General features: G+C 46.2%; 18 protein-coding genes. 7 read left to right on the top strand and 11 right to left on the bottom strand.

The annotated features are described in order from the left end of the window. Positions 1–173: 173 nt before the first annotated feature. The 3 genes from SDEN_RS10270 to SDEN_RS10260 all read right to left on the bottom strand — a co-directional run bounded on the left by SDEN_RS10270 (position 174) and on the right by SDEN_RS10260 (position 2,581). Positions 174–485 (bottom strand): cytochrome C oxidase subunit IV family protein, encoded by a 312-nt coding sequence (locus SDEN_RS10270; protein WP_011496408.1) that lies wholly within the window; start codon positions 483–485, stop codon positions 174–176. Between the two features lie 59 nt (positions 486–544). Then, on the bottom strand, positions 545–1,174 hold the full coding sequence (locus SDEN_RS10265; protein WP_157599850.1) for a cytochrome c oxidase subunit 3 family protein: 630 nt from the start codon (positions 1,172–1,174) through the stop codon (positions 545–547). A gap of 309 nt (positions 1,175–1,483) precedes the next feature. Next, positions 1,484–2,581, bottom strand: a complete 1,098-nt coding sequence (locus tag SDEN_RS10260; protein WP_011496406.1) for a cation diffusion facilitator family transporter — start codon at positions 2,579–2,581, stop codon at positions 1,484–1,486. Between the two features lie 239 nt (positions 2,582–2,820). On the opposite strand from SDEN_RS10260, the gene SDEN_RS10255 reads away from it, so the two are divergent. The 4 genes from SDEN_RS10255 (at position 2,821) to SDEN_RS10240 (ending at position 8,097) form a co-directional block, all read left to right on the top strand. Continuing rightward, positions 2,821–4,569, top strand: coding sequence for a phospho-sugar mutase (locus SDEN_RS10255; RefSeq protein ID WP_011496405.1), 1,749 nt, complete (start codon positions 2,821–2,823; stop codon positions 4,567–4,569). 151 nt (positions 4,570–4,720) lie between these two features. After that, the gene (locus tag SDEN_RS10250; RefSeq protein ID WP_011496404.1) at positions 4,721–5,032 is read left to right on the top strand and encodes a hypothetical protein; all 312 of its coding nucleotides are present in this window, start codon (positions 4,721–4,723) and stop codon (positions 5,030–5,032) included. Positions 5,033–5,340: 308 nt separating this feature from the next. Beyond that, the gene (locus tag SDEN_RS10245) at positions 5,341–6,216 is read left to right on the top strand and encodes an EamA family transporter (RefSeq protein WP_041406220.1); all 876 of its coding nucleotides are present in this window, start codon (positions 5,341–5,343) and stop codon (positions 6,214–6,216) included. Positions 6,217–6,489: 273 nt separating this feature from the next. Beyond that, the gene (locus SDEN_RS10240; protein ID WP_011496402.1) at positions 6,490–8,097 is read left to right on the top strand and encodes a methyl-accepting chemotaxis protein; all 1,608 of its coding nucleotides are present in this window, start codon (positions 6,490–6,492) and stop codon (positions 8,095–8,097) included. A gap of 61 nt (positions 8,098–8,158) precedes the next feature. Here SDEN_RS10240 and SDEN_RS10235 read toward each other — a convergent pair whose 3' ends face one another. From SDEN_RS10235 to yvcK, 3 genes are all read right to left on the bottom strand, one after another. Further along, positions 8,159–8,569, bottom strand: a complete 411-nt coding sequence (locus SDEN_RS10235) for a CBS domain-containing protein (RefSeq protein ID WP_011496401.1) — start codon at positions 8,567–8,569, stop codon at positions 8,159–8,161. A 334-nt stretch (positions 8,570–8,903) separates the two neighbouring features. Further along, positions 8,904–10,508 (bottom strand): ABC-F family ATPase, encoded by a 1,605-nt coding sequence (locus tag SDEN_RS10230; RefSeq protein ID WP_011496400.1) that lies wholly within the window; start codon positions 10,506–10,508, stop codon positions 8,904–8,906. 208 nt (positions 10,509–10,716) lie between these two features. Beyond that, a complete protein-coding gene (gene yvcK, locus SDEN_RS10225; RefSeq protein WP_011496399.1) occupies positions 10,717–11,676 on the bottom strand; it encodes a uridine diphosphate-N-acetylglucosamine-binding protein YvcK in 960 nt (319 codons plus the stop codon). A 303-nt stretch (positions 11,677–11,979) separates the two neighbouring features. Here yvcK and SDEN_RS10220 point away from each other — a divergent pair, with 303 nt between their 5' ends. Further along, positions 11,980–12,630 (top strand): DUF2987 domain-containing protein, encoded by a 651-nt coding sequence (locus tag SDEN_RS10220; protein ID WP_011496398.1) that lies wholly within the window; start codon positions 11,980–11,982, stop codon positions 12,628–12,630. A 223-nt stretch (positions 12,631–12,853) separates the two neighbouring features. Here SDEN_RS10220 and asnS read toward each other — a convergent pair whose 3' ends face one another. Then, a complete protein-coding gene (asnS, locus tag SDEN_RS10215; RefSeq protein WP_011496397.1) occupies positions 12,854–14,254 on the bottom strand; it encodes an asparagine--tRNA ligase in 1,401 nt (466 codons plus the stop codon). A 243-nt stretch (positions 14,255–14,497) separates the two neighbouring features. On the opposite strand from asnS, the gene SDEN_RS10210 reads away from it, so the two are divergent. Next, complete coding sequence (locus SDEN_RS10210; protein ID WP_011496396.1) at positions 14,498–14,833, top strand: hypothetical protein; 336 nt, start codon at positions 14,498–14,500, stop codon at positions 14,831–14,833. On the opposite strand, the gene SDEN_RS10205 is transcribed toward SDEN_RS10210, so the two are convergent. Continuing rightward, positions 14,798–15,400, bottom strand: coding sequence for a CoA pyrophosphatase (locus tag SDEN_RS10205; protein ID WP_011496395.1), 603 nt, complete (start codon positions 15,398–15,400; stop codon positions 14,798–14,800). The two genes, SDEN_RS10210 and SDEN_RS10205, sit on opposite strands and share 36 nt — an antisense overlap. 197 nt (positions 15,401–15,597) lie before the next feature. On the opposite strand from SDEN_RS10205, the gene SDEN_RS10200 reads away from it, so the two are divergent. Then, positions 15,598–15,972: a SirB2 family protein gene (locus SDEN_RS10200; RefSeq protein WP_011496394.1), complete on the top strand. Its 375-nt coding sequence runs from the start codon at positions 15,598–15,600 to the stop codon at positions 15,970–15,972. Positions 15,973–16,005: 33 nt separating this feature from the next. On the opposite strand, the gene yfaE is transcribed toward SDEN_RS10200, so the two are convergent. From yfaE to nrdA, 3 genes are all read right to left on the bottom strand, one after another. Next, positions 16,006–16,419, bottom strand: a complete 414-nt coding sequence (gene yfaE, locus SDEN_RS10195) for a class I ribonucleotide reductase maintenance protein YfaE (protein ID WP_011496393.1) — start codon at positions 16,417–16,419, stop codon at positions 16,006–16,008. Beyond that, the gene (gene nrdB / locus SDEN_RS10190; protein WP_011496392.1) at positions 16,409–17,539 is read right to left on the bottom strand and encodes a class Ia ribonucleoside-diphosphate reductase subunit beta; all 1,131 of its coding nucleotides are present in this window, start codon (positions 17,537–17,539) and stop codon (positions 16,409–16,411) included. The genes yfaE and nrdB overlap by 11 nt, the downstream gene beginning before the upstream one ends. Before the next feature lie 64 nt (positions 17,540–17,603). Further along, positions 17,604–19,892, bottom strand: coding sequence for a class 1a ribonucleoside-diphosphate reductase subunit alpha (gene nrdA / locus SDEN_RS10185; protein ID WP_011496391.1), 2,289 nt, complete (start codon positions 19,890–19,892; stop codon positions 17,604–17,606). Between the last annotated feature and the right edge of the window lie 508 nt (positions 19,893–20,400).

Raw genomic sequence — 20,400 nt, 5'->3', positions numbered from 1 at the left:
AACTGGCCGTCTGTTGTCAATATATCAACATTGCTGCGCTTGTCTCGTCAGTCTTAGGCAGACTGTGATCGGCGGCGCAGTTTTGCTAAAAGCGTTAACTTAACACTAGGCGTTATCCAGACTTAACTATCTAATTAGCGGTTTGGGGTAGCGCTTTTTTTATGGATGCTGCTTTATAGGTAAAGGATAGCGGTCAGCAGCACAGGGATGATCACAGGGTAGCTCAAGGTGAATAGCCGAAATGCGCGAGGGGCGGTGCGCATTTCCATAAATACATCGACAATTTGCATGCCCTTTATCATAGTCATCAATAGGATAAGGGCAATGCTTAGCATCCTAACTCCATTGTTAGCAAGCACTGTGTAGTCAGCTAATGCGTCTAGAGGGAAATAGCTGATGGCCGTAGTGAGGCAAGTTAAGCCAATTAAGAGAATGGCGGCTTGGTGTATTAAGCTTGTGTGCTTGCTGCATTGAGTGTTAGGCATAATTAGCTTCCTTGTCGCTTGTGATGAGTTCAAACCCTTCTTAAAGTAATGTGCCCGTATTAATGGGCAATATAAATTAAGAAAAACACTAAAATCCACACCAGATCCACCATGTGCCAGTAAGCGGCTGCGGCTTCAAACCCCCTGTAATCATTGGGGCCATAACGCTGTTGTCGGCTTTGCTGATGAAGATACACTAAAATCATGCAGCCAAGCACCACGTGCATAAAATGAAATCCTGTGATCAAAAAGTACAAGGTGAAAAAGTCATTGGTGGATAGGTCAAAACCTGCGTTTATCAGTAGGGCGTACTCCCATATTTTGGCCACCAGATAGATAAAGGCGAACAACAAGGCCCCGCGGAGTAAATGACTGACACGGATATTGTGTCCTTGTTTGGCATTAACCAGCGCCAGTGCCAGAAGGTAGCTGCTCATGAGTAAGCTTAAGGTGCATAGCAAGCCGATAGAGAGATGAATAAGGCTCTGCCCCTTAGCAAACATCTGCGGCTCTATACGTTTCATCACAGCAAAACCGATAAAAAATAGCGCGAATACGGTTAATTCCATGGCGATCAGTAGCCACATGGCCATATCCCCTGGGATCTGGTTTTTATATTTTTGCTGCACTAATACATTGGGTATTACATTCGGTAATGCTTGTGGTAAAGAGGTGGATTTATTATTCATAGCACTCATTATTGGCTAAGGAGATGACATTTATATCAGTCAGATAAGCAAATTATGTTCCTAGTGCATCCATGAGTCAGCCTTTTGTACTCGTTATGTGATCTCGGTTAGCTAATTGGGATGCAGTCCTATCACAATCGACATTTTACTGGGCGAAATGTCAGACTATTGTGCCCGTGTTTATTTTGAGGTGAGCCTAGTTGACTGAGTGGATGCCAATATTTGGAGCAACTTAGGCCGTGTCAAACTGACACGCATAGGCAATAGTGATTAGCTATTATGACGAGTCACTAATACTAATCACGAATACTAGTCACGAATACTGGCACCATCATGGGTACCAACGCTCCCCCGACTTTCACTCGTGTCACCGTCTCGGCAAGTTTCATCGGGCATTTCTAGCTCGATATTAGTGTGAGATAACTTGTAAGGGGCTAGAGTAACCGCGATTTGCTGTTTGAGATTGAGTTGCGCTGTTGGGGTTAGCTCATGGGCTAAGACGATATGGGCGGTGAGGACATGCTGCTCGCCATCCAAAGACCAAAAGTGAAGATGATGCAGGCTATCCACAGCATCCAGTGTAACTAGCGCTTGCTGTATTTGCTGTTGCTGCTGAGTGTCGGGCACGGCTTGAAGGAATATTTGCAAGGTTTGCGTTAAATTTTTAAGCACATTCACCAAAATAAACAGGGTAAATAGAATCGACAGTATAGGGTCCAAAATCGGCCATTCCACAAACATCAGCACCACAGACACAATCAACACGGCCACCCAGCCGAGCACATCCTCTAACAGATGCCAGTTAAGCACCCGTTCATTGATTGAGGTGCCACTGCTGAGTTTGTAAGCGGCAACCCCATTGACCATGATGCCAAAAATGGCTAAGACAAACATGCCTTCGGTGACGGGCATTTGCGGGGAGCTTAAGCGCGGGATGGCTTCAGTGAGCACCCACACAGAGCCGAGTACCAATACTAGCCCATTGATAAGCGCCCCTAATAAGGAGAAACGCTTATAGCCATAGCTAAATTTGCGGTTGGCTTGCTTGTTACTGAGTTTATTAAGCACCCAAGCACTGCCGATGGACAAGCTGTCGCCTAAGTCATGGACGGCGTCGGCCATAATGGCGGTGGAGTTAGTGAGCCAGCCACCGATAAATTCTATGATAGTAAAACTGACATTAAGCACAAAGGCCCAGCCAATGCGATTAGACGACATGTCGGTAAAATCACCATGCTGGTGCGAATGACTGTGCTTGTGTTTTTTGCTGTGCTTAGCGTTATGAGAGTGGGATCCAGTATTGCGCTGTGAATGGTCAGTAATACCTTTGTCAGCCTGTGCAGGTTCGGCCTCTTGTGAATGAGGTTTAGGGTGAGAATGTGACTGCGGCAAGTCTTGATGGGCCATCCTTCGCTCCTTAAAAAGAGATACCAAACGCATTTTACCATCAGCAAGATTAAGCGACTGGCACTACCATCATTACGCCACTTTATTCATCTTTTCAAGGCTTTTACCTTTAGTCATCCAAGCTGGGACATTGAAAATGGCTAAAATTGTGTAAAAACCTCTTTGACCGCTAGCCAGTTTTCGCCCCGTGTGCCATGGTATGAGGCATTAGCATTAACTCACTCCCCATGAGGTTATCCATGAATAGTCAGCTGCAATTTCAAGTTAATCATTGGCTAGGCCAACTGAATGATGACAATGAAAAACAGGCATTAGAAGCGTTAATTGCAGAAGGCGATGAGGCAAAAATTGCCGCCTGCTTTAGTGGCCGCTTGGAATTTGGCACAGCGGGTATTCGCGGCATTGTCGGTCCTGGCCCTATGGGTATGAATCGTTTGGTGGTGCGTCAAACTACCGCAGGACTTGGGACGTATTTGCAGGGACAAATAAAAGAGGCGTGCCAGCGGGGTGTGGTGATTGGTTATGATGGTCGTCATGACTCGCGGCAATTTGCTCATGATGCGGCGAGTGTGTTAACGGGTATGGGGTTTAAGGTGTTCCTCACCGCCAAAGTTGCCGCAACGCCCTTGGTGGCTTTTGGGGTGAAACATTTTGGCGCCGCAGCAGGCATAGTGGTGACAGCCAGCCACAATCCACCGGCTTACAACGGCTATAAAGTGTATTGGCACAATGGTGCACAGATTATTGCGCCCCATGACACAGGTATTGCCGCCTGTATTGAGTATGCCGCCACTCAGGCTTTGCCTTTTTGCGAGCTTATCGACGCCACTAAACAAGAGAAGTTACATTGGTTAATGGATGATTTTTACGAGTCTTATAGGCACCAGTTGTATCATGCTGCCGTGCTGCAATTTGGACTCGAAAAGAACGAAGAGGGCAAGGTGTTTACTCCAGGAGCCGATAACATCAGCTTGGCTTATACCGCCATGCATGGTGTTGGGGCTAACATGGCTGAGATAGTGCTTAAGGATGCTGGATTTAATCGGGTATTCAGTGTTGCGGTGCAGCGAGAGCCCGATGGTAATTTCCCAACGGTGAATTTTCCTAATCCTGAGGAGCCAGGCGCCATGGATCTGGTGATTGCCGAAGCCAAACAGCACCAGGCCATGCTGGCTTGCGCTAACGATCCCGATGCGGACCGATTTGCGGTGGCTGTACGTAAAGATGACGGTGACTATCAAATGCTCACTGGCGATCAGGTCGGGGTGTTACTGGGGCATTATTTGCTTAGCCATTCGAGCAGCGATCAGCGCTTGGTGGGGTGTACTATTGTGTCTTCGAGCTTGTTATCTAAAATCGCCGCGGCATTCGATGCGCCTTGCTACACCACGCTGACTGGATTTAAGTGGTTGATGAATGAGGCCATCGGACTTTCTACTCCCCATTCCCGGTTCTTGTTCGCCTATGAGGAAGCCTTAGGGTATACCGTGGGTAATCTGGTGTGGGACAAAGATGGCCTGTCGGCGCTGGTGGCTTTTGCAAAATTGTGCGCCGAGCTTAGCTGTCATAATTACACGATTTGGGATAGGTTAACCGAAATTTATCAGCAGCATGGCTATCATTTAAACAGTCAAGTGAGTATCGCGACTTCAGGGGATGCTGGGACCATAGGTGCTAAGTTAAGGGCTGAGAATGTCCAGCAGATAGGCGGGTTTGCTGTGCTTGCGTGTTCAGATCTTAACGCCAGTGAAAAGCGTTATTCGGATGGCAAACGTGAAATCATAGACTTACCTAAAAGCGATGTGCTTATCTATGAATTAGCAGAAGGACAGCGGGTTATTGTCAGGCCATCGGGCACTGAGCCTAAAGTTAAGTGTTATTACGAAGTTAACCTTCCTATGTTAGCCGATGAAACCTTAGCCCAAGTGCGAATTCGGGCACAATTAAAGATGGATAGCCTGATTGAGGCACATCAAGCGTCACTCTAGGATTCATAGCGCCTAACTTGCCTTGTTGCCTTGTCGTTTGTTGCGAAAGTGATGAAAGTGATGACAGTTTTGCTGGCTTTTGCCTGTCTACTTCAATGTACTTTGCCGTTGTTTCTATGAATGGCAAGCGATCAGCAAAAGAGGTGACAGTATGTGTGGAACCCCAAGAGCGGCTTGGTATTCGGTTACAACGGTTATACCTAAGCCATCGTTGAGTTTAATGGCCAGTTTAACCCTAGAACAGAGAAGACGATTGGCACTACAGGCTAATAAGGCCGATGACAGGCGGGCCAAAAAAGAGCAAGAGCAAAAGCAGGAGCAACATGAGGCCGTCAAAGAGTTAGCGAATAAACAGCCTAAACCGGTAAAGGCGCTAGTGGATGCTGGCAAAGCAAAATCTGTCTCCTCTGAAGGCGTTATCATGTCGTTTTGGCATTGGCTCGATAACAAGTGTGCGTTTTAATGTCCCATCGCTAAATTTTATAACTTTCTAGCTTCACCCCTCAGGTTATCCACTTCTGTTTCATATGTTTTTTCCAACATGGGGCAAGCCATCTTTGCCCATGATTATTCTGCCGTTACAGAGGCTGCGATGATCCAGATTACTGCAAATGATTATCGACTCTAGTTAACCTGCTTAGGGTCCATGCTCATTCGCCCTCAATGAGGTCTGACTTGGAGCGTGTGTGAGATATATTTGATGTGCTTAGTGAGTGGCCTCGGGTAGAATGCCTGTCTAAAGGCTTTTTCAGTGTTGTGGACTTATTATCTATGCAAATCAACCGCGTATTATTAACCGCAGTGGCCAGCGTTTTGCTTGCCATGGTGACCATTCAGTCTGGTGCGTCATTAGCAAAACAGCTTTTCCCTGTAGTTGGCCCCGATGGCACTACAGCGCTGCGCTTAGGCTTTGCTGCGCTTATTCTATGGCTGGTGTTTCGTCCTTGGCGTGCCTTGCCTCAAGGGCGGGATTGGCAGAGCATTATCATTTATGGTTTGTGCCTTGGCGGAATGAACATCTTATTTTATTTAGCCATAGACAGAATTCCTCTTGGCATCGCGGTTGCGCTTGAATTTACTGGGCCTTTAGCCGTGGCGCTTTTTGGCTCAAAGAGAAAGAGCGATCTATTTTGGGTGGGCTGTGCTATTGCGGGGATCTTACTGTTATTGCCTGATCTGAGTAGCGCCGAAGGCTTAGATCTCGGCGGTGCACTCATGGCGCTGGGAGCGGGTGCTTGTTGGGCGGGCTATATACTCTTTGGTACCCGCACGGGTAAGCAAACATCAGGCGGGATCACTGTAGCCTTAGGCATGACGGTGGCGGCCATTGCTATAGTGCCCATCGGGGTTGTAAGTCAAGGGATGGCGCTACTGAGCTGGGAAGTCTTGCCTCTTGGTCTGCTGGTGGGGGTGTTATCCAGTGCATTGCCGTATTCGTTGGAAATGGTGGCATTACGCAATATGCCAACCCAAGCCTTTAGTGTATTGATGAGCTTGGAGCCCGCCATCGCCGCCTTAGCCGGTTTTATCATTCTGGCTGAGCAATTAACCTTGTGGCAATGGGCCGCCATAGGTTTAGTCATCGTCGCGTCCATGGGCAGTAGCTTGACGCCGGCAAAAATAAAGCCTGCCGTCATCAATGAATAAATCTTAGTTGTAGGGAAAGTGGGGCAAGTTCACACTTTTCGCATAAACCTTTGCCTATTCGGGTAAATCTTGTCAGGTCACAGTCTAGGGCTATTGTCTTAGATTGTGAATAATCTTAGTATGCAGCGGCACTATTTTTAGGACACTAGTTCTAGGTTCTAGGCCGGTACCTTGTCTATCCAGATGAGTATTTTGTCTATCTAGAACAGTGCGTTAAGAAATTGTTAACTCCCAGCATACAAGATGTAACCTTAAGGATGAGAATTTTACCCTATGGCATTGAAATCAATTCAGCATAAGATCTACGCGTCACTGGCGTTTACCGGTGTCTTGGTCTTAACCGCTAGCATAGTCATTAACTCTAACCAGCAACGCGCCTTAGCCCAAGAAACCGTTGAGAGTACTGTGCATTTGTTGGCCGACAATTATTTCGACTCCCTCAATACCATGATGCTCACTGGCACTATGGCCAACCGTGACATTCTCAGCAATAAAATTCGCAGTCAGGCCAATATTAAGGATGCGCATATTATTCGCGGCCAGCAGGTGAATACCCTCTATGGTCAAGGTAAAGCAGAAGAACAGGCGCAAACCCCAGCAGAAGAGGCGGCGCTGTTAGGCAAAGAAGCCATGTTTATCGAAAAACGCGATAATTTTAGGGTGCTCACCTATTTAAAACCTCTGGTTGCCAGCGCAGACAGTAATGGCGTTAACTGTTTGGGCTGTCATCAGGCACAAGAAGGTGATGTCCTTGGGGTGGTGAAACTGAGCTATTCGCTGCAACAAATTGACAAGGCGGTCAATCGAAACACCCTGTTTAGCACAGGATTATTAACTGTCATTTTCTTAGTCACCTTTATTTTTCTTGGGGTACTGTTTAGAAAACTCTTTATCAAGCGCCTTAAACGCATAGGTAACATCATGCGCTCAGCGACGCAGAACAAAGACTTGAGCGCTAATATTAATGACAGCTCAGGGGATGAGTTAGGGCTACTAGCGGCTAACTTCAACCAAATGATGGCATCCTTCAAAGACAGCATACTCAAGGTGTCTGCTTCATCGAAAGTGCTCATCCAATCCGCCGAAACCATACACAGCACGGCAGAAGCCACCGAAGAGGCTATCAAGCATCAAAAAGAAGGCACGGACTCTGTGGCAGCCGCCATTAATGAATTGGGCACAAGTTCAGCAGAAGTGAGAAACACCACACATTTTGCCTCGCAAAAATCAGATGAAACCAACAGGTTGGCTAAGCACAATACCCTGATCGCCGAGCAAACAGAGCAGAGTATTAACCAACTTGCGGCGGATGTACGTGACGCGGCCTCTAAGGTTGGCCAGTTGCAACAGCAAACCTTAGAAGTGGGCAAGGTACTGGAGGTCATCAGTGCCATCGCCGAGCAAACCAATCTGTTGGCGTTAAACGCCGCCATTGAAGCGGCAAGGGCAGGTGAAACCGGTCGCGGTTTCGCCGTGGTTGCCGATGAAGTCCGCTCTTTGGCCACTAAGACTCACCATTCCACCGATGAAATTCGCAAAACCATCGCTAAGCTGCAACAAGAAGCTCAAAATACAGTCATTGCCATGAATGCTTCGTCCACCGAAGCGGATGAGCGGGCTAATCAAGTGCAGTTAGTGGCGCAGGCGCTGCGGGACATCTCTGTGCAGATGAGTGAAATTAATCAGCTTAATGTGCACATGGCCGATGCCACTGAGCAGCAAAACCTTGCCGCGGAAGAAATTAACCGCAGCGTGATTGGCATTCGTGATAACGCCGAGCAATCCTTGGTGGATGCCCGCGGCAGTAAGTTGGTCAGTGAAAAATTGTTACGTTTGTCTAAATCCTTAGACGAGCAGGTGGGGCTTTTTAAGCTGGATTAAGCCGGACTGAATTCGATGGGATCCAACCTGGATCCCATTCTTGATCCTATTCTGATTCAAATTAAGCTTGGCTAAAACTTCTGAGCAGGTCTTTCCAGGTAATGATCCCTAAGATAATGTTATTTTCTAACACGGGAAGGCAGCCTATCCCGTGCTTGAGAATAAGCTGACTTGCCTGCTTGATATCGATATCAGGGGCGACTGTGATGGGATCATGGCTCATCACTTGATGAACCCGTTTTTGCAAGGTGTCTGTGTCGCGGACAAACTCTGCTGCCGTGCCTAGATTCGGGCTTAAGGCGCGCACCAGATCCCGATGTGAAAGCACCCCTTGCAGTTGGTTATCTTCATCGATAACCAGTAGGTGGTTAAATTTTACATTATCGAAAATGTCTTTAGCCACTTGCAACCTGTCATCCATGTCCACAGTGACAACCCGGCGACTCATGATCTGCGAAACTAACACATTCATAATCTATTCCTTAGCATGAATACAAGCGAACTATCATAAGCTTATACCAAAGGCGCGAGATAAATAACATATCAAGACTAATAAAGTGCTTAATTTTACTCGCCAAGGACATGCTTACCGTCTTATTGCTTGTAGATCACCCCATCTTTCATCACAAAACTCAGGTTTTCCATCAGACTGTTATAGCATTTTGTTCGATAGATGACGGGATTGGCGAAAGGGGTGTTTTGGATAAAAAAACACCCGTCATTGAAAGACAATGACGGGTGAGTTGAGGCGCTGCTTTAAAAAGGCTTAAGTGTTTGAACCCAAGCCTTAAGCTTGATGCCTTGGTTTATGCGATTTTTTGTGCTTCTGACTGGCTGGCTAAGTATTCATCGAAGCTGCCTTGGAAGTTAATCAATTTTTTATCTTTGATGTCTATGACGCGGGTTGCCAGTGACGAGACAAATTCTCTGTCATGGCTCACGAAAATCAAGGTCCCTTCGAAGTCTTTTAAGGCGTTATTCAAGGCTTCAATGGCTTCCATGTCCATGTGGTTGGTGGGTTCATCCATGATAAGCACATTGACGTCTTGCATCATCAACTTGCCAAACAATAGACGGTTTTTCTCACCACCGGAACAATTACGGGCTTTCTTGTTGGCATCATCTTCGGTGAACAGTAAACGGCCTAACATGCCGCGCACCATCAAATCGTTGTGCTTAGGTAAACGCCACTGTGACATCCAATCCATCAGGGTAAGATCGTTATCAAAATCGGCACTGCTGTCTTGGGGGCAATAACCTACGGCCGCATTTTCAGACCACTTGACCACGCCTTCTTTATGGCTTAATTCGTTCACTAGGCAACGCAGTAGTGTGGTCTTACCCACGCCGTTTTCACCTATGATAGCAAGCTTGGCGCCGGCTTCTAAGATCAAATCGCCACCGGTGAATAACATGCCTTCATCGAAACCATGGCCTAAGCCTTCTAATATTAAGGCTTGGCGGTGCATTTTCTTGCCGGCTTCAAAACGTATGGATGGGGTAATACGGCTGGAAGATTTAACATCATCAAGCTTAATTTTGTCCATTTTCTTAGCACGAGAGCTGGCCTGCTTTGCTTTAGAGGCGTTGGCCCCGAATCGATTAACGAAGTCTTGTAGTTCATCGATTTCAGCACTCTTCTTGGCATTTCCTGCCAAAAGCTGCTCACGGATAAGGCTTGATTGAGCCAAGAAGAACTCATAGTTACCTGGGTAAATGCGCAGTTCACCATAATCTATGTCAGCCATATGGGTACAGACGGCATTCAAGAAATGCCTGTCGTGGGAAATGATGATCATGGTGCATTTGCGCTTATTAAGCTCTGTCTCTAACCAGCTGATGGTGTGAATATCCAAGTTGTTGGTCGGTTCGTCCAGTAGCAAGATGTCGGGATTGGCAAATAAGGCCTGAGCCAGCAATACCCTTAACTTTTTACCTGGAGGCACTTGCTGCATTAAGCCAAAATGCATCGACTCATCTATACCAGCTTCGATTAATATTTCACCGGCGCGGCTTTCGGCGCTGTAACCGTCCATTTCGGCAAATTCACTTTCAAGATCGCCCACTCGCATGCCATCTTCATCTGTCATATCAGGCTTAGCGTAAATGGCTTCACGCTCTTGCTTGACCTTCCACAGTTTCATGTCGCCCATGATCACGGTATCTATGACACTGTGTTGCTCAAACGCGAACTGATCTTGACTCAAGTTACCCACTTTCAAACCGGGTGTAATAGACACATTGCCTGAGGTTGGTGCCAGTGCGCCGCTTAATATTTTCATAAACGTGGACTTACCACATCCATTGGCGCCGATTAAGCCGTAACGGTTGCCGTGACCAAATTGCGCCGATATGTTTTCGAATAATGGCTCTGGGCCAAATTGCATGGTGATGTTTGCGGTAGAGATCAAAGCGGGACTTCCTAGGGTATCAATGAGATAAGGCGACACAAGCCATTTAATAAAACGGGGCAAGTGCCTAGAACTGGTCGCGCAGTATACAGACTAAGGGGTAAAGATGCGAGTGGAACCTGATGCCTACGAAGGAGATACGCCGGCATCAATCAAATTGACTGTACTATTGGCAGTACTTTTGGCAGTACTATAAAGAAGGGGACACTCAGATTGTCGTCAGTGTGGGCCTAAGTAAGGCTTGCAACTTAGCCGCTTTCGACTGGACAATAACCCGTTCTATGGCATGGCGTAATAGTTGTTTATCGTGCCTGCCACTGTCTTGCTTAGATGCCAATGGGAAATAATTATAAAGCCCTTCTAACCTGATGTCCTTACCATGGCAAATTACCTGGCTAATGACATCTTTACCTATGGCCTGATGACACCAGGCGATTTTATCAGCCAAGCTGATGTGTTTTGCCGGTGATAACTCTTGATGCAAGTTATCGATAAAGATGATTTGGCCGTGGGTTTTTCTTAAGGCTTGGGCTAATTCAGGCAACAATAGGTTTGGCATTATGCTGGTTAAGAAACTGCCTGGCCCTAAGATAATGACCTCAGCATTTAAAATTGACTCGCAGGCCTCTGAGGTGGCAGAGACCTCGGGCTCTAGCATTAATGCCAGCGGCGCATCTGCCATATCATCCACATTGAGCTCACCAAAGATTTTCGCGCCGCAGGCGCTTAGTGCCACCAAATGGGTGGAGTGCTCGGACATAGGGATAATACGGGTGTTGATTTGCAACATATTGCGAATGAGATCCACCGCTTCCAAGGGTCTGACGCAGAGTTGATCTAGGGCATAGAGGATAAGGTTACCTAAATTATGACCTTGTAGCTCATTCTCAGTTTCGAACCTGTGATCCAATAAGCGTGCACCTAAGGAAGGGCGCATAGCCAAATGAGAGATACAGTTACGCAGATCCCCCCAAGCTATGGTGTTTTGATCTTGCCTGAGCCTGCCGGTCGAGCCGCCATTGTCCGTGGTGGCAACTATCCCTGTAAGCCGTGGACCCATGGAAGATAAGGCGGATAACACCCGGCCTAAGCCGTGGCCACCACCTATGGCAACCAATTGTTGTATTGAATCGAGTTGGCTTGTTGCCAATAAATCTTGATTACCCATGCAGGGATTTTCCTTAAAACCTGGTGGTGGCATTCTAAAGTAAATTTTGTCAGTTTACTCATAGCAAATGCAATAATTGTTATAGCTGTCTGAAATACAGGCAGAAGTGGGCGTTTTTAGCGGGGAATACATTATTTTAACGTCGTTTCAGTTACACTGTGGCGCAATTGAGCCGCCAAGCTAAAACTTAGCCACAGCTAAAAGTGGCTGAGCACTGATTGGATTGGCGCAGGCGTTACTGATTGTTAAACAAGGCCGCCGCATTCTCTACCCTATTTTGTTCGAATTCCAAGGAAACCTGTTATGAAATTATCATGCTTAAGTGGCGGTCTTTTGAGCCTAGCAATGGCGTTGAATGCAACCTCTGTCAGTGCAGAAACCGTCTCACTGGAATACGTGGGTTTCTATGACAGGTTAAAGCAAGTGAATAAGCACAACTATCCACTGGCTGAGCTTGCTTTTAGCGTGCCTAAAACTCCAGATTGCACCATTATCTCTGGCAACATCACCACAGTAAAGACCAGTGCACCGCTGTCTTATGATGAGTCTCAGCGTTTATTCCTGCCCTTCGATGCCGAGTTTAAGTCAGATCGCGGTCTCATTAATTTAGAGATGACAGGTAAAGCTGAAAGCTGCGCCATTGCCATGCAAGTGCGGGCTAAATCTGTGCAGCAAGACTACAAGAAAATCGAGTTGTTGCAAGTAAAGGCTGACATGGATGCGCTGCTTGATGGCTTGCAGGGGTTCCCGATGAAGTATTTCAGAAAACCCTTAAGCGGATTAACCTTTGAGTTTGCCGCTGGTGCTTTGCAGAGCCCAGTAATACGCCTGAATGGCATTGAACAGCCGCTCACAGAGCAAGGCCGTTTTACCTTAACCAACGGGCAGATTGACCAGTTAGAACAGTTGCAGTTTAGCGTTAAGCCGTTAGTGTTAAGTCCGCTTATAGACTAATGGGCTGAAATTAAAAGCGTCATTATCAGTATTGGTCGTCAGCCACAATATCAGTAGCCCATAGCCAGCATTAAATTAATCGATTAAAGGCATTTAAATAGGCTTGTTGTAAGTCTTTCATTTGCTCTTTCGACAGTGCCTTTTTCATGGCGGCGTAAGAAATAAAAAAACGCGCATTAAGCGCGTTTTTTGTCTGAAGCTTAAGCCTCTCTATAGACAGATATTAAAAGCTTGCTGACCGTGGTGCACGAGGGAAGGGGATAACATCACGAATGTTGTTAACACCTGTCACGTAAGAGACTAAACGCTCAAACCCTAGACCAAAACCTGCATGCGGCACTGTGCCGTAACGGCGTAAATCTCGGTACCACCAGTAATCTTCTTGGCTTAACTCCATTTCAGCAAGGCGGGCATCGAGCACATCTAAACGCTCTTCACGCTGTGCGCCGCCGATGATTTCGCCTATGCCTGGTGCCAATACGTCCATGGCGGCAACGGTTTTACCGTCATCGTTTAAGCGCATGTAGAAGGCTTTAATGTCTTTGGGGTAGTTCTTAACGACCACAGGGGCTTTAAAGTGTTCTTCGGCTAAGTAGCGCTCATGCTCAGACTGTAAGTCGATTCCCCATTCAACGGCGAATTCAAACTTCTTGCCACAGTTTTTAAGGATTTCAACCGCATCTGTGTAATCCACTTGAGCAAAATCACTGCTGACGAAGGCTTGCAGGCGCTCGATAACGGTTTTGTCGACACGCTCGTTGAAGAAGCTTAAGTCATCCATGCGCTCATTAAGCACAGCGTTGAAGGCATATTTCAGCATGTCTTCAGCCAATTTTGCCGCATCATCCAAGGTGGCGAAGGCCACTTCTGGCTCAACCATCCAAAACTCAGCCAAGTGGCGCGTGGTGTTTGAGTTTTCAGCGCGGAAGGTCGGGCCAAAGGTATACACTTTTGACAGGGCGCAGGCATAGGTTTCAGCGTTAAGCTGACCCGATACCGTAAGGAATGATTCTTTACCGAAAAAGTCTTTATCGTAATCCACTTTGCCCGCGTCAGTGCGAGGCAGGTTTTCCATGTCTAATGTGGACACGCGGAACATTTCTCCGGCGCCTTCACAATCAGAGGCTGTGATAAGTGGGGTTGATACCCAAATAAAGCCTTGCTCATGATAGAAGCGGTGAATGGCCTGGGATAAACAGTTACGTACGCGGGCCACGGCGCCTATGATGTTGGTTCTTGGGCGAAGGTGAGCAAGCTCACGTAAATGTTCGATAGAGTGACGTTTCGCGGCCATGGGGTAGGTATCAGGATCATCAACCCAACCGGTAACTTCAACAGCAGTCACTTGTAGCTCGAACGCTTGACCCGCACCTGGAGATTCAACCACATCACCTGTCATGACTAAAGAGCAACCGGCAGTAAGCTTAAGCACTTCATCGTCGTAATTGGGTAAATTATTAGGGATTACGCCTTGAATAGGATCGAAACAAGATCCGTCATACAGGGCCAAAAATGAAATACCAGCTTTAGAATCACGACGGGTTCTAACCCAGCCACGTACAGTGACTTGTGAACCTACAGCATGATCACCGTTAAATACAGAAGCGACAGATGCAATGCTCATTGTTGCTTAACTCTCCAATGGATCGATAATAATAGAAAAAAGTGCATTTATCTTACCTTGCTGGAGACATTTAACAAGCTGTAAACGCTGATCTATAGAGATTATCAGTCAAGTTTTTGTTATCGTATTGAAATCGGCCTGAAAAAGGCGAAAACTGATTAAAAATAGTGCAGTATCTGCCTATAAGAATAATAAACATCGTCAGCCCAAGGTGATACTCAGGGGCAAATAAGGATTTATGGCATGACTAAGGTGCGAGTGTTTCAAACAATACTAACTTTGCTCTCAATAGCGGGTTGGGCATTGGCCGTGTATGCCTTGTTGGTATTTGGTGAGGCAAGGCCGGACAGGGCGGTGGGCTACTTTCTCAGTAAAGGCGTGGCGGTCAGGTTGCATTGGGATCCTGAGTTGACTGTGCAACTTGAATACATCATTTGGGCCTGTGCTGGCATTAGCTTTGTGAATTTGGCGTTTAATTTTTATGTATCGAGTCATAGCAAAGTGGGTTACTGGGTCAATATCCCCTTGCTGTTTTTGGTTTCATTAGCGGCTGGTTTGTATATTCGCTACGTTATCTAGACTGATATGGCGGCAGAGCAAATCTATGATGGCTGCCGTTACCCCCCAAATAAAGCGGTCTTCGAACGGCATAAGATACACAGTGTATTCCTTGCCATTGCGCATAAAGCGTTTCTGATGACGGTTTTCCTGCTGAATAAAGTATTGCAATGGCACAGTGAAACAGTCTTGTACTTCACCTGGGTCAATCACTAGCTTAAATGGCCGTTCGATAATTCCAACCACGGGAGTGACATCAAAGCCGGTGAAGGTTTTATGGGTTGGAAACTGCCCCAGCACTTCAACATTGCTACTGGCTAACCCTATTTCTTCATGGGCTTCCCTTAACGCTGTGGCAATATCGTCTTTATCGCCTTGCTCTGTCTTACCTCCGGGAAAACTGATTTGCCCAGGATGGGAGCGTAGGTGCATCGGTCTTTGAGTGAGCAGTATATGCAGTTGCTGATTTTTTTCAATTAATGGGATAAGAACAGCGGCCTTACGACTGGGCATTTTTACCGGCGCCGAGGGGATGACATCGCTAAGCCTGTGTAAACTATAACGGGTTCTAAATTCGTTTTTATCCATACTGATGACCTTATATCATTTTCTCACTACACCATATTACCACCACTGCCGTACTGACCCTAGGGTCATCTTCCTACCCATATTCTCTTGAAACTAAGCTTTGATATAGATCAAGGATTGTTGGTGCAATTCCGGTTACCTTTAAACGTGCGTTTGAATACAGCGCATCCGATCAACAGGATAACCAAGGTCATCATATGTACGCTATGTTGTTAAAAACCCATTTAATCTTAGTGGGTTTGAGCATGTTCAGTTTCATCCTACGATCTAGTTGGGCCTATTACTATCCACATTTATTGGCTAATGAAATCGCCCTTAAAAGCCACAAGATAGTGACATTATTGTTATTATTATCGGCGCTGCTCTTGTGCATCTCCCTTGGGCAATATCCTTTTGTGGATGCCTGGTTAACGGAAAAACTCGTGTTATTAGTCTTGTATGTTGCAGCAGCGCTTATGGCCTTTAATTCAAGACTTGCGCCTAAGGTACGTGGCCTTGTTATCATGACAGCGTGCGTGAGCCTTGTGCTGATGGTCATTATCGCCAAGACGCACAGCAGCTTAGTACTTTAGTTGGGACCTTGTACTGTTCAAAAAGTGCTTTTGTTAGGCGGTATCGCGCTGTGAAATCGATAAGTTTGATTTGTTGGTTTGAATGGCTTCTTGGTTAGTGCGGCTCTGCAGTACTTTTTTCTTAACCGCAGTCGCACAAAGCGGCCTTGCGATAAGCTCAACCCCCTCGGTGGAAAGGTTCAGACTGAGATCAGTTTTGGGAATACAGCAACAGGGCAGGCATTCGTCCTGTTTAAGGCTGGCAATAGGTTCCTTAATGTAAGTCACTTCACCCGCCAGCACTTGGGTCTTACAGGCGCCGCAAAATCCATTGCGACACTCTGAAAATATCTTCACCTTTTTATCTTCTAAGGCTTCAAGCAGGGTGGCTTGCTGCCCATCAAACAAGATGACGGGCTGCAATTTCAAGCTGATTATGGGCGCTTTTGTGAAGGTTTTATAAGTCAAAATCTAAGAACTCGTCGCTGTTAACGGAAGAGTCAATCTGGCCTACTAGGTAGGAGGACACTTCCACTTCTTGAGGGGCTACTTGCACAGCATCACTTTCTAGCCAATTTTTCATCCAAGGTAAAGGATTAGAAATTTCAGCATAAGGCTGGGGCAAATGAACCGATTTCATTCTTTGGTTGGTGATGTATTCCACATATTGGCACAAGATCTGCTCATTAAGGCCTATCATTGAGCCATCTTTGAACAGGTATTTAGCCCATTCTTTTTCTTGCTCGGCGGCTTTATAGAATAAATCATAGGCTTGCTGCTGGCATTCTATGGCAATTTCTGCCATTTCTGGATCGTCTTTGCCACCTTGCATCAAGGCTAAAATGTGTTGAGTGCTGTTAAGGTGCAAGGCTTCATCGCGGGCAATTAAGCGGATGATCTTGGCATTGCCTTCCATGAGTTTGCGCTCAGCGAAAGCGAATGAACAGGCAAAACTGACGTAGAAGCGAATGGCTTCTAGAGCATTGACTGACATCATGCACAGGTAAAGGGATTTCTTTAACACCCTTAAGTTCACTGTGACTTGCTTGCCTTCGATAAGGTGAGTACCCGCACCGTGAAGATTAAAAATCTGGGTTAAATGGATTAAGTCATCGTAGTACTTTGCAATGTCACCGGCACGTTTTAAAATTTCATCATTCACGACGATATCATCGAAGATAACCGAAGGGTCGTTAACAATATTACGTATGATATGGGTGTAAGAACGTGAGTGAATGGTTTCTGAAAAGGACCAAGTCTCAATCCACGTCTCAAGCTCAGGCAGTGACACTAACGGCAAGAAAGCCACGTTGGGCGAACGGCCCTGGATAGAGTCCAGCAAGGTTTGGTACTTAAGATTAGAGATAAAAATATGCTTCTCATGCTCAGGTAAGGCGGTAAAGTCAATCTTGTCGCGGCTGACATCAACTTCTTCTGGGCGCCAAAAGAAAGACAATTGTTTTTCGATGAGCTTTTCAAATATGTCGTATTTTTGCTGATCGTAGCGAGCCACGTTGACCGATTGCCCAAAGAACATGGGTTCTTTGGTGGCATCGTTCGGAGTTTGACAAAATGTAGAATAAGCCATGTTTACGCTTCCATGAGAAGGGGGACCTTAGGTCCCCATACAAGTTAAAATATTGACAGTAAGATTAAATCTTACATGCACCGCCGGCACAATCATCATCTTCTTCAATCACAGCGGTGATCTCATCAAACTGATCGGACGCGCCATCGCGAGTGTTATGGTAATACAGTGTCTTCACCCCAAGTTTGTAGGCGCCGAGCAAGTCTTTAAGCAAGGTCTGCATCGGCACTTTACGGCCTTCAAATCGGCTTGGGTCATAGTTAGTGTTGGCCGAAATGGCTTGGTCGACAAACTTTTGCATGATACCCACCAGCTGCAAGTAACCATCATTGTTTGGCATGTTCCATAACAATTCATAGCTGTCACGCAGTTCATCAAAATCCGGTACCACTTGCTTCAACTGACCATCTTTACTGGCCTTAACGCTGATGAGTCCACGAGGTGGCTCGATACCGTTAGTGGCGTTAGAGATTTGCGATGATGTCTCAGACGGCATGAGTGCAGACAAGGTCGAGTTACGTAAGCCGTGTTCTAGTATGTCTTTACGCAGCGCTTCCCAATCCATGTGCAAAGGCTCACTGCATATGGCGTCTAAATCCCGCTTATAAGTGTCAATGGGCAAGATGCCTTTTGAATAAGTGGTCTCGTTAAATAACGGACAGGCCCCTTGCTCTTTAGCCAAGTTCATCGAGGCTTTTAACAGATAGAACTGTATGGCTTCGAATGTCCTGTGAGTTAAATTGTTAGCTGAACCATCCGAGTACTTTTTGCCATTTTTGGCCAAGTAGTTGGCGAAGTTAATCACGCCTATGCCTAAAGTACGGCGATTCATCGAACCCAGCTGAGCCGAAATAATCGGGTAATCTTGATAATCTAACAGGTTATCAAGGGCGCGAACCGCTAAATCCGCTAAGGGTTCTAGCTCACTTAAGTCTTTGATTGCACCTAAGTTTAGAGCTGAAAGCGTACAGAGTGCGATTTCACCTTCAGGGTCGTCAATATTTTTAAGCGGTTTGGTCGGCAAGGCGATTTCTAAACAAAGGTTAGATTGTTTAATCGGCGCTACGCTTGGGTCAAACGGGCTGTGAGTGTTGCAGTGATCCACGTTCTGAATGTAAATACGGCCCGTTGAAGCACGTTCTTGCATCATGAGTGAAAATAATTCAACAGCCTTTAAGGTCTTGCGGCGAATACGAGTGTCTTGTTCATACTGTAAATACAGGCGCTCAAATTCCACTTGGTCGGCGAAGAATGCATCATACATGCCTGGTACATCAGATGGGCTAAATAGGCTGATGTCTTGACCTTTAATCAAACGCTGATACATCAACTTGTTTAACTGCACGCCATAATCTAAGTGACGCACACGGTTATCATCGACGCCGCGGTTATTCTTAAGTACCAGCAGAGATTCAACTTCTAAATGCCATATTGGGTAGAAGAGGGTGGCAGCACCGCCACGTACGCCGCCTTGAGAGCACGACTTAACCGCAGTTTGAAAATACTTATAGAAGGGTAAGCAACCTGTGTGGAAAGCTTCACCACCGCGAATTGGGCTGCCTAGGGCGCGAATACGGCCGGCGTTAATGCCAATGCCAGCGCGCTGGCTAACGTATTTTACAATAGAAGAAGCCGTGGCATTGATTGAATCTAGGCTGTCATCACACTCGATTAACACACATGAGCTAAATTGACGTGTCGGGGTGCGCACGCCTGCCATGATAGGTGTCGGCAAGGAGATCTTAAAGTTTGAGGTCGCATCATAGAAGTCTTTGATGTACTTAAGGCGTGTTTCAGCCGGATAGCGAGCAAACAAACAGGCCGCCACTAAGATGTAGAGGAACTGAGCGCTCTCATACACTTCATGGGTGACACGATTTTGCACTAGATACTTGCCTTCTAACTGCTTAACCGCAGCATAGGAGAAGTTCATGTCGCGCCAGTGATCGATATAAGTATCCATCACTTCAAGTTCTTCACGGGTGTAGTCGGTGAGGATATTCTTGTCGTATTTGCCAAGCTCAACCAAGCGGGTAACGTGATCAACCAGGCTTGGTGGCTCAAATTGGCCATAGGCTTTTTTACGCAAATGGAACACGGCTAAACGGGCCGCTACAAACTGGTAATCAGGCGAATCTGGAGAGATAAGATCGGCCGCAGCTTTAATGATAGTTTCATGAATGGCTTCTGTTGGAATGCCGTCAAAAAACTGCAAGTGGGATCTCAGTTCGACTTCTGAAACCGAGACGTTTTTTAAACCCTTGGTTGACCAAGTAATTACGCGGTGGATTTTATCCAAATCGATGGATTCACGTTCGCCACTTCGCTTGGTGACTGTCATATTGGTATTCATTAAAGAGAGGCCCTGTTGCTATCTTAGATCACTAAAGCGTTTGCGCAGATCCCTTGAGGTAATCGCTTGACACTCAAACTCGTTACTTAAGGTTTCTATGTAAATCATCTGTTCATTCAGAGGATCCGATCGCAAAATCTGCGATGCCAATGATGAAAAACCGCCAAAAACTACAGCGCACAGCCTGTGGATCCTTTGGTGGTTAAACTAACCAAGCAAATGTAAAGTAAAACGACATGCCATGTCAGCATTACTTTGTCTTGAATAGTGTCTCAGATTGTGAGTGACACACAAGATATAGTGTTAAATAAATTTTGTACCTACAAGATAGTGAGTTCAGGACACATTTGCAAGCATGTTTTTTTGAATAACTTGTGGATATCTTGAGGATAACGAGAAGCGTTAGTAGAGACTAACCCTAGAGGTCAAATTGAGCTAGGTTTTCAAAGCGAAGAACAAATTTCAATCATTTTTTTCGGCTTGTTTTGATCGCTAAAATAAGCAGCGA

Source organism: Shewanella denitrificans OS217, from assembly GCF_000013765.1.
In the GTDB taxonomy this organism is placed as follows: Bacteria; Pseudomonadota; Gammaproteobacteria; order Enterobacterales; family Shewanellaceae; genus Shewanella; species Shewanella denitrificans.
This window is presented reverse-complemented; position numbering and strand designations above follow the sequence as displayed.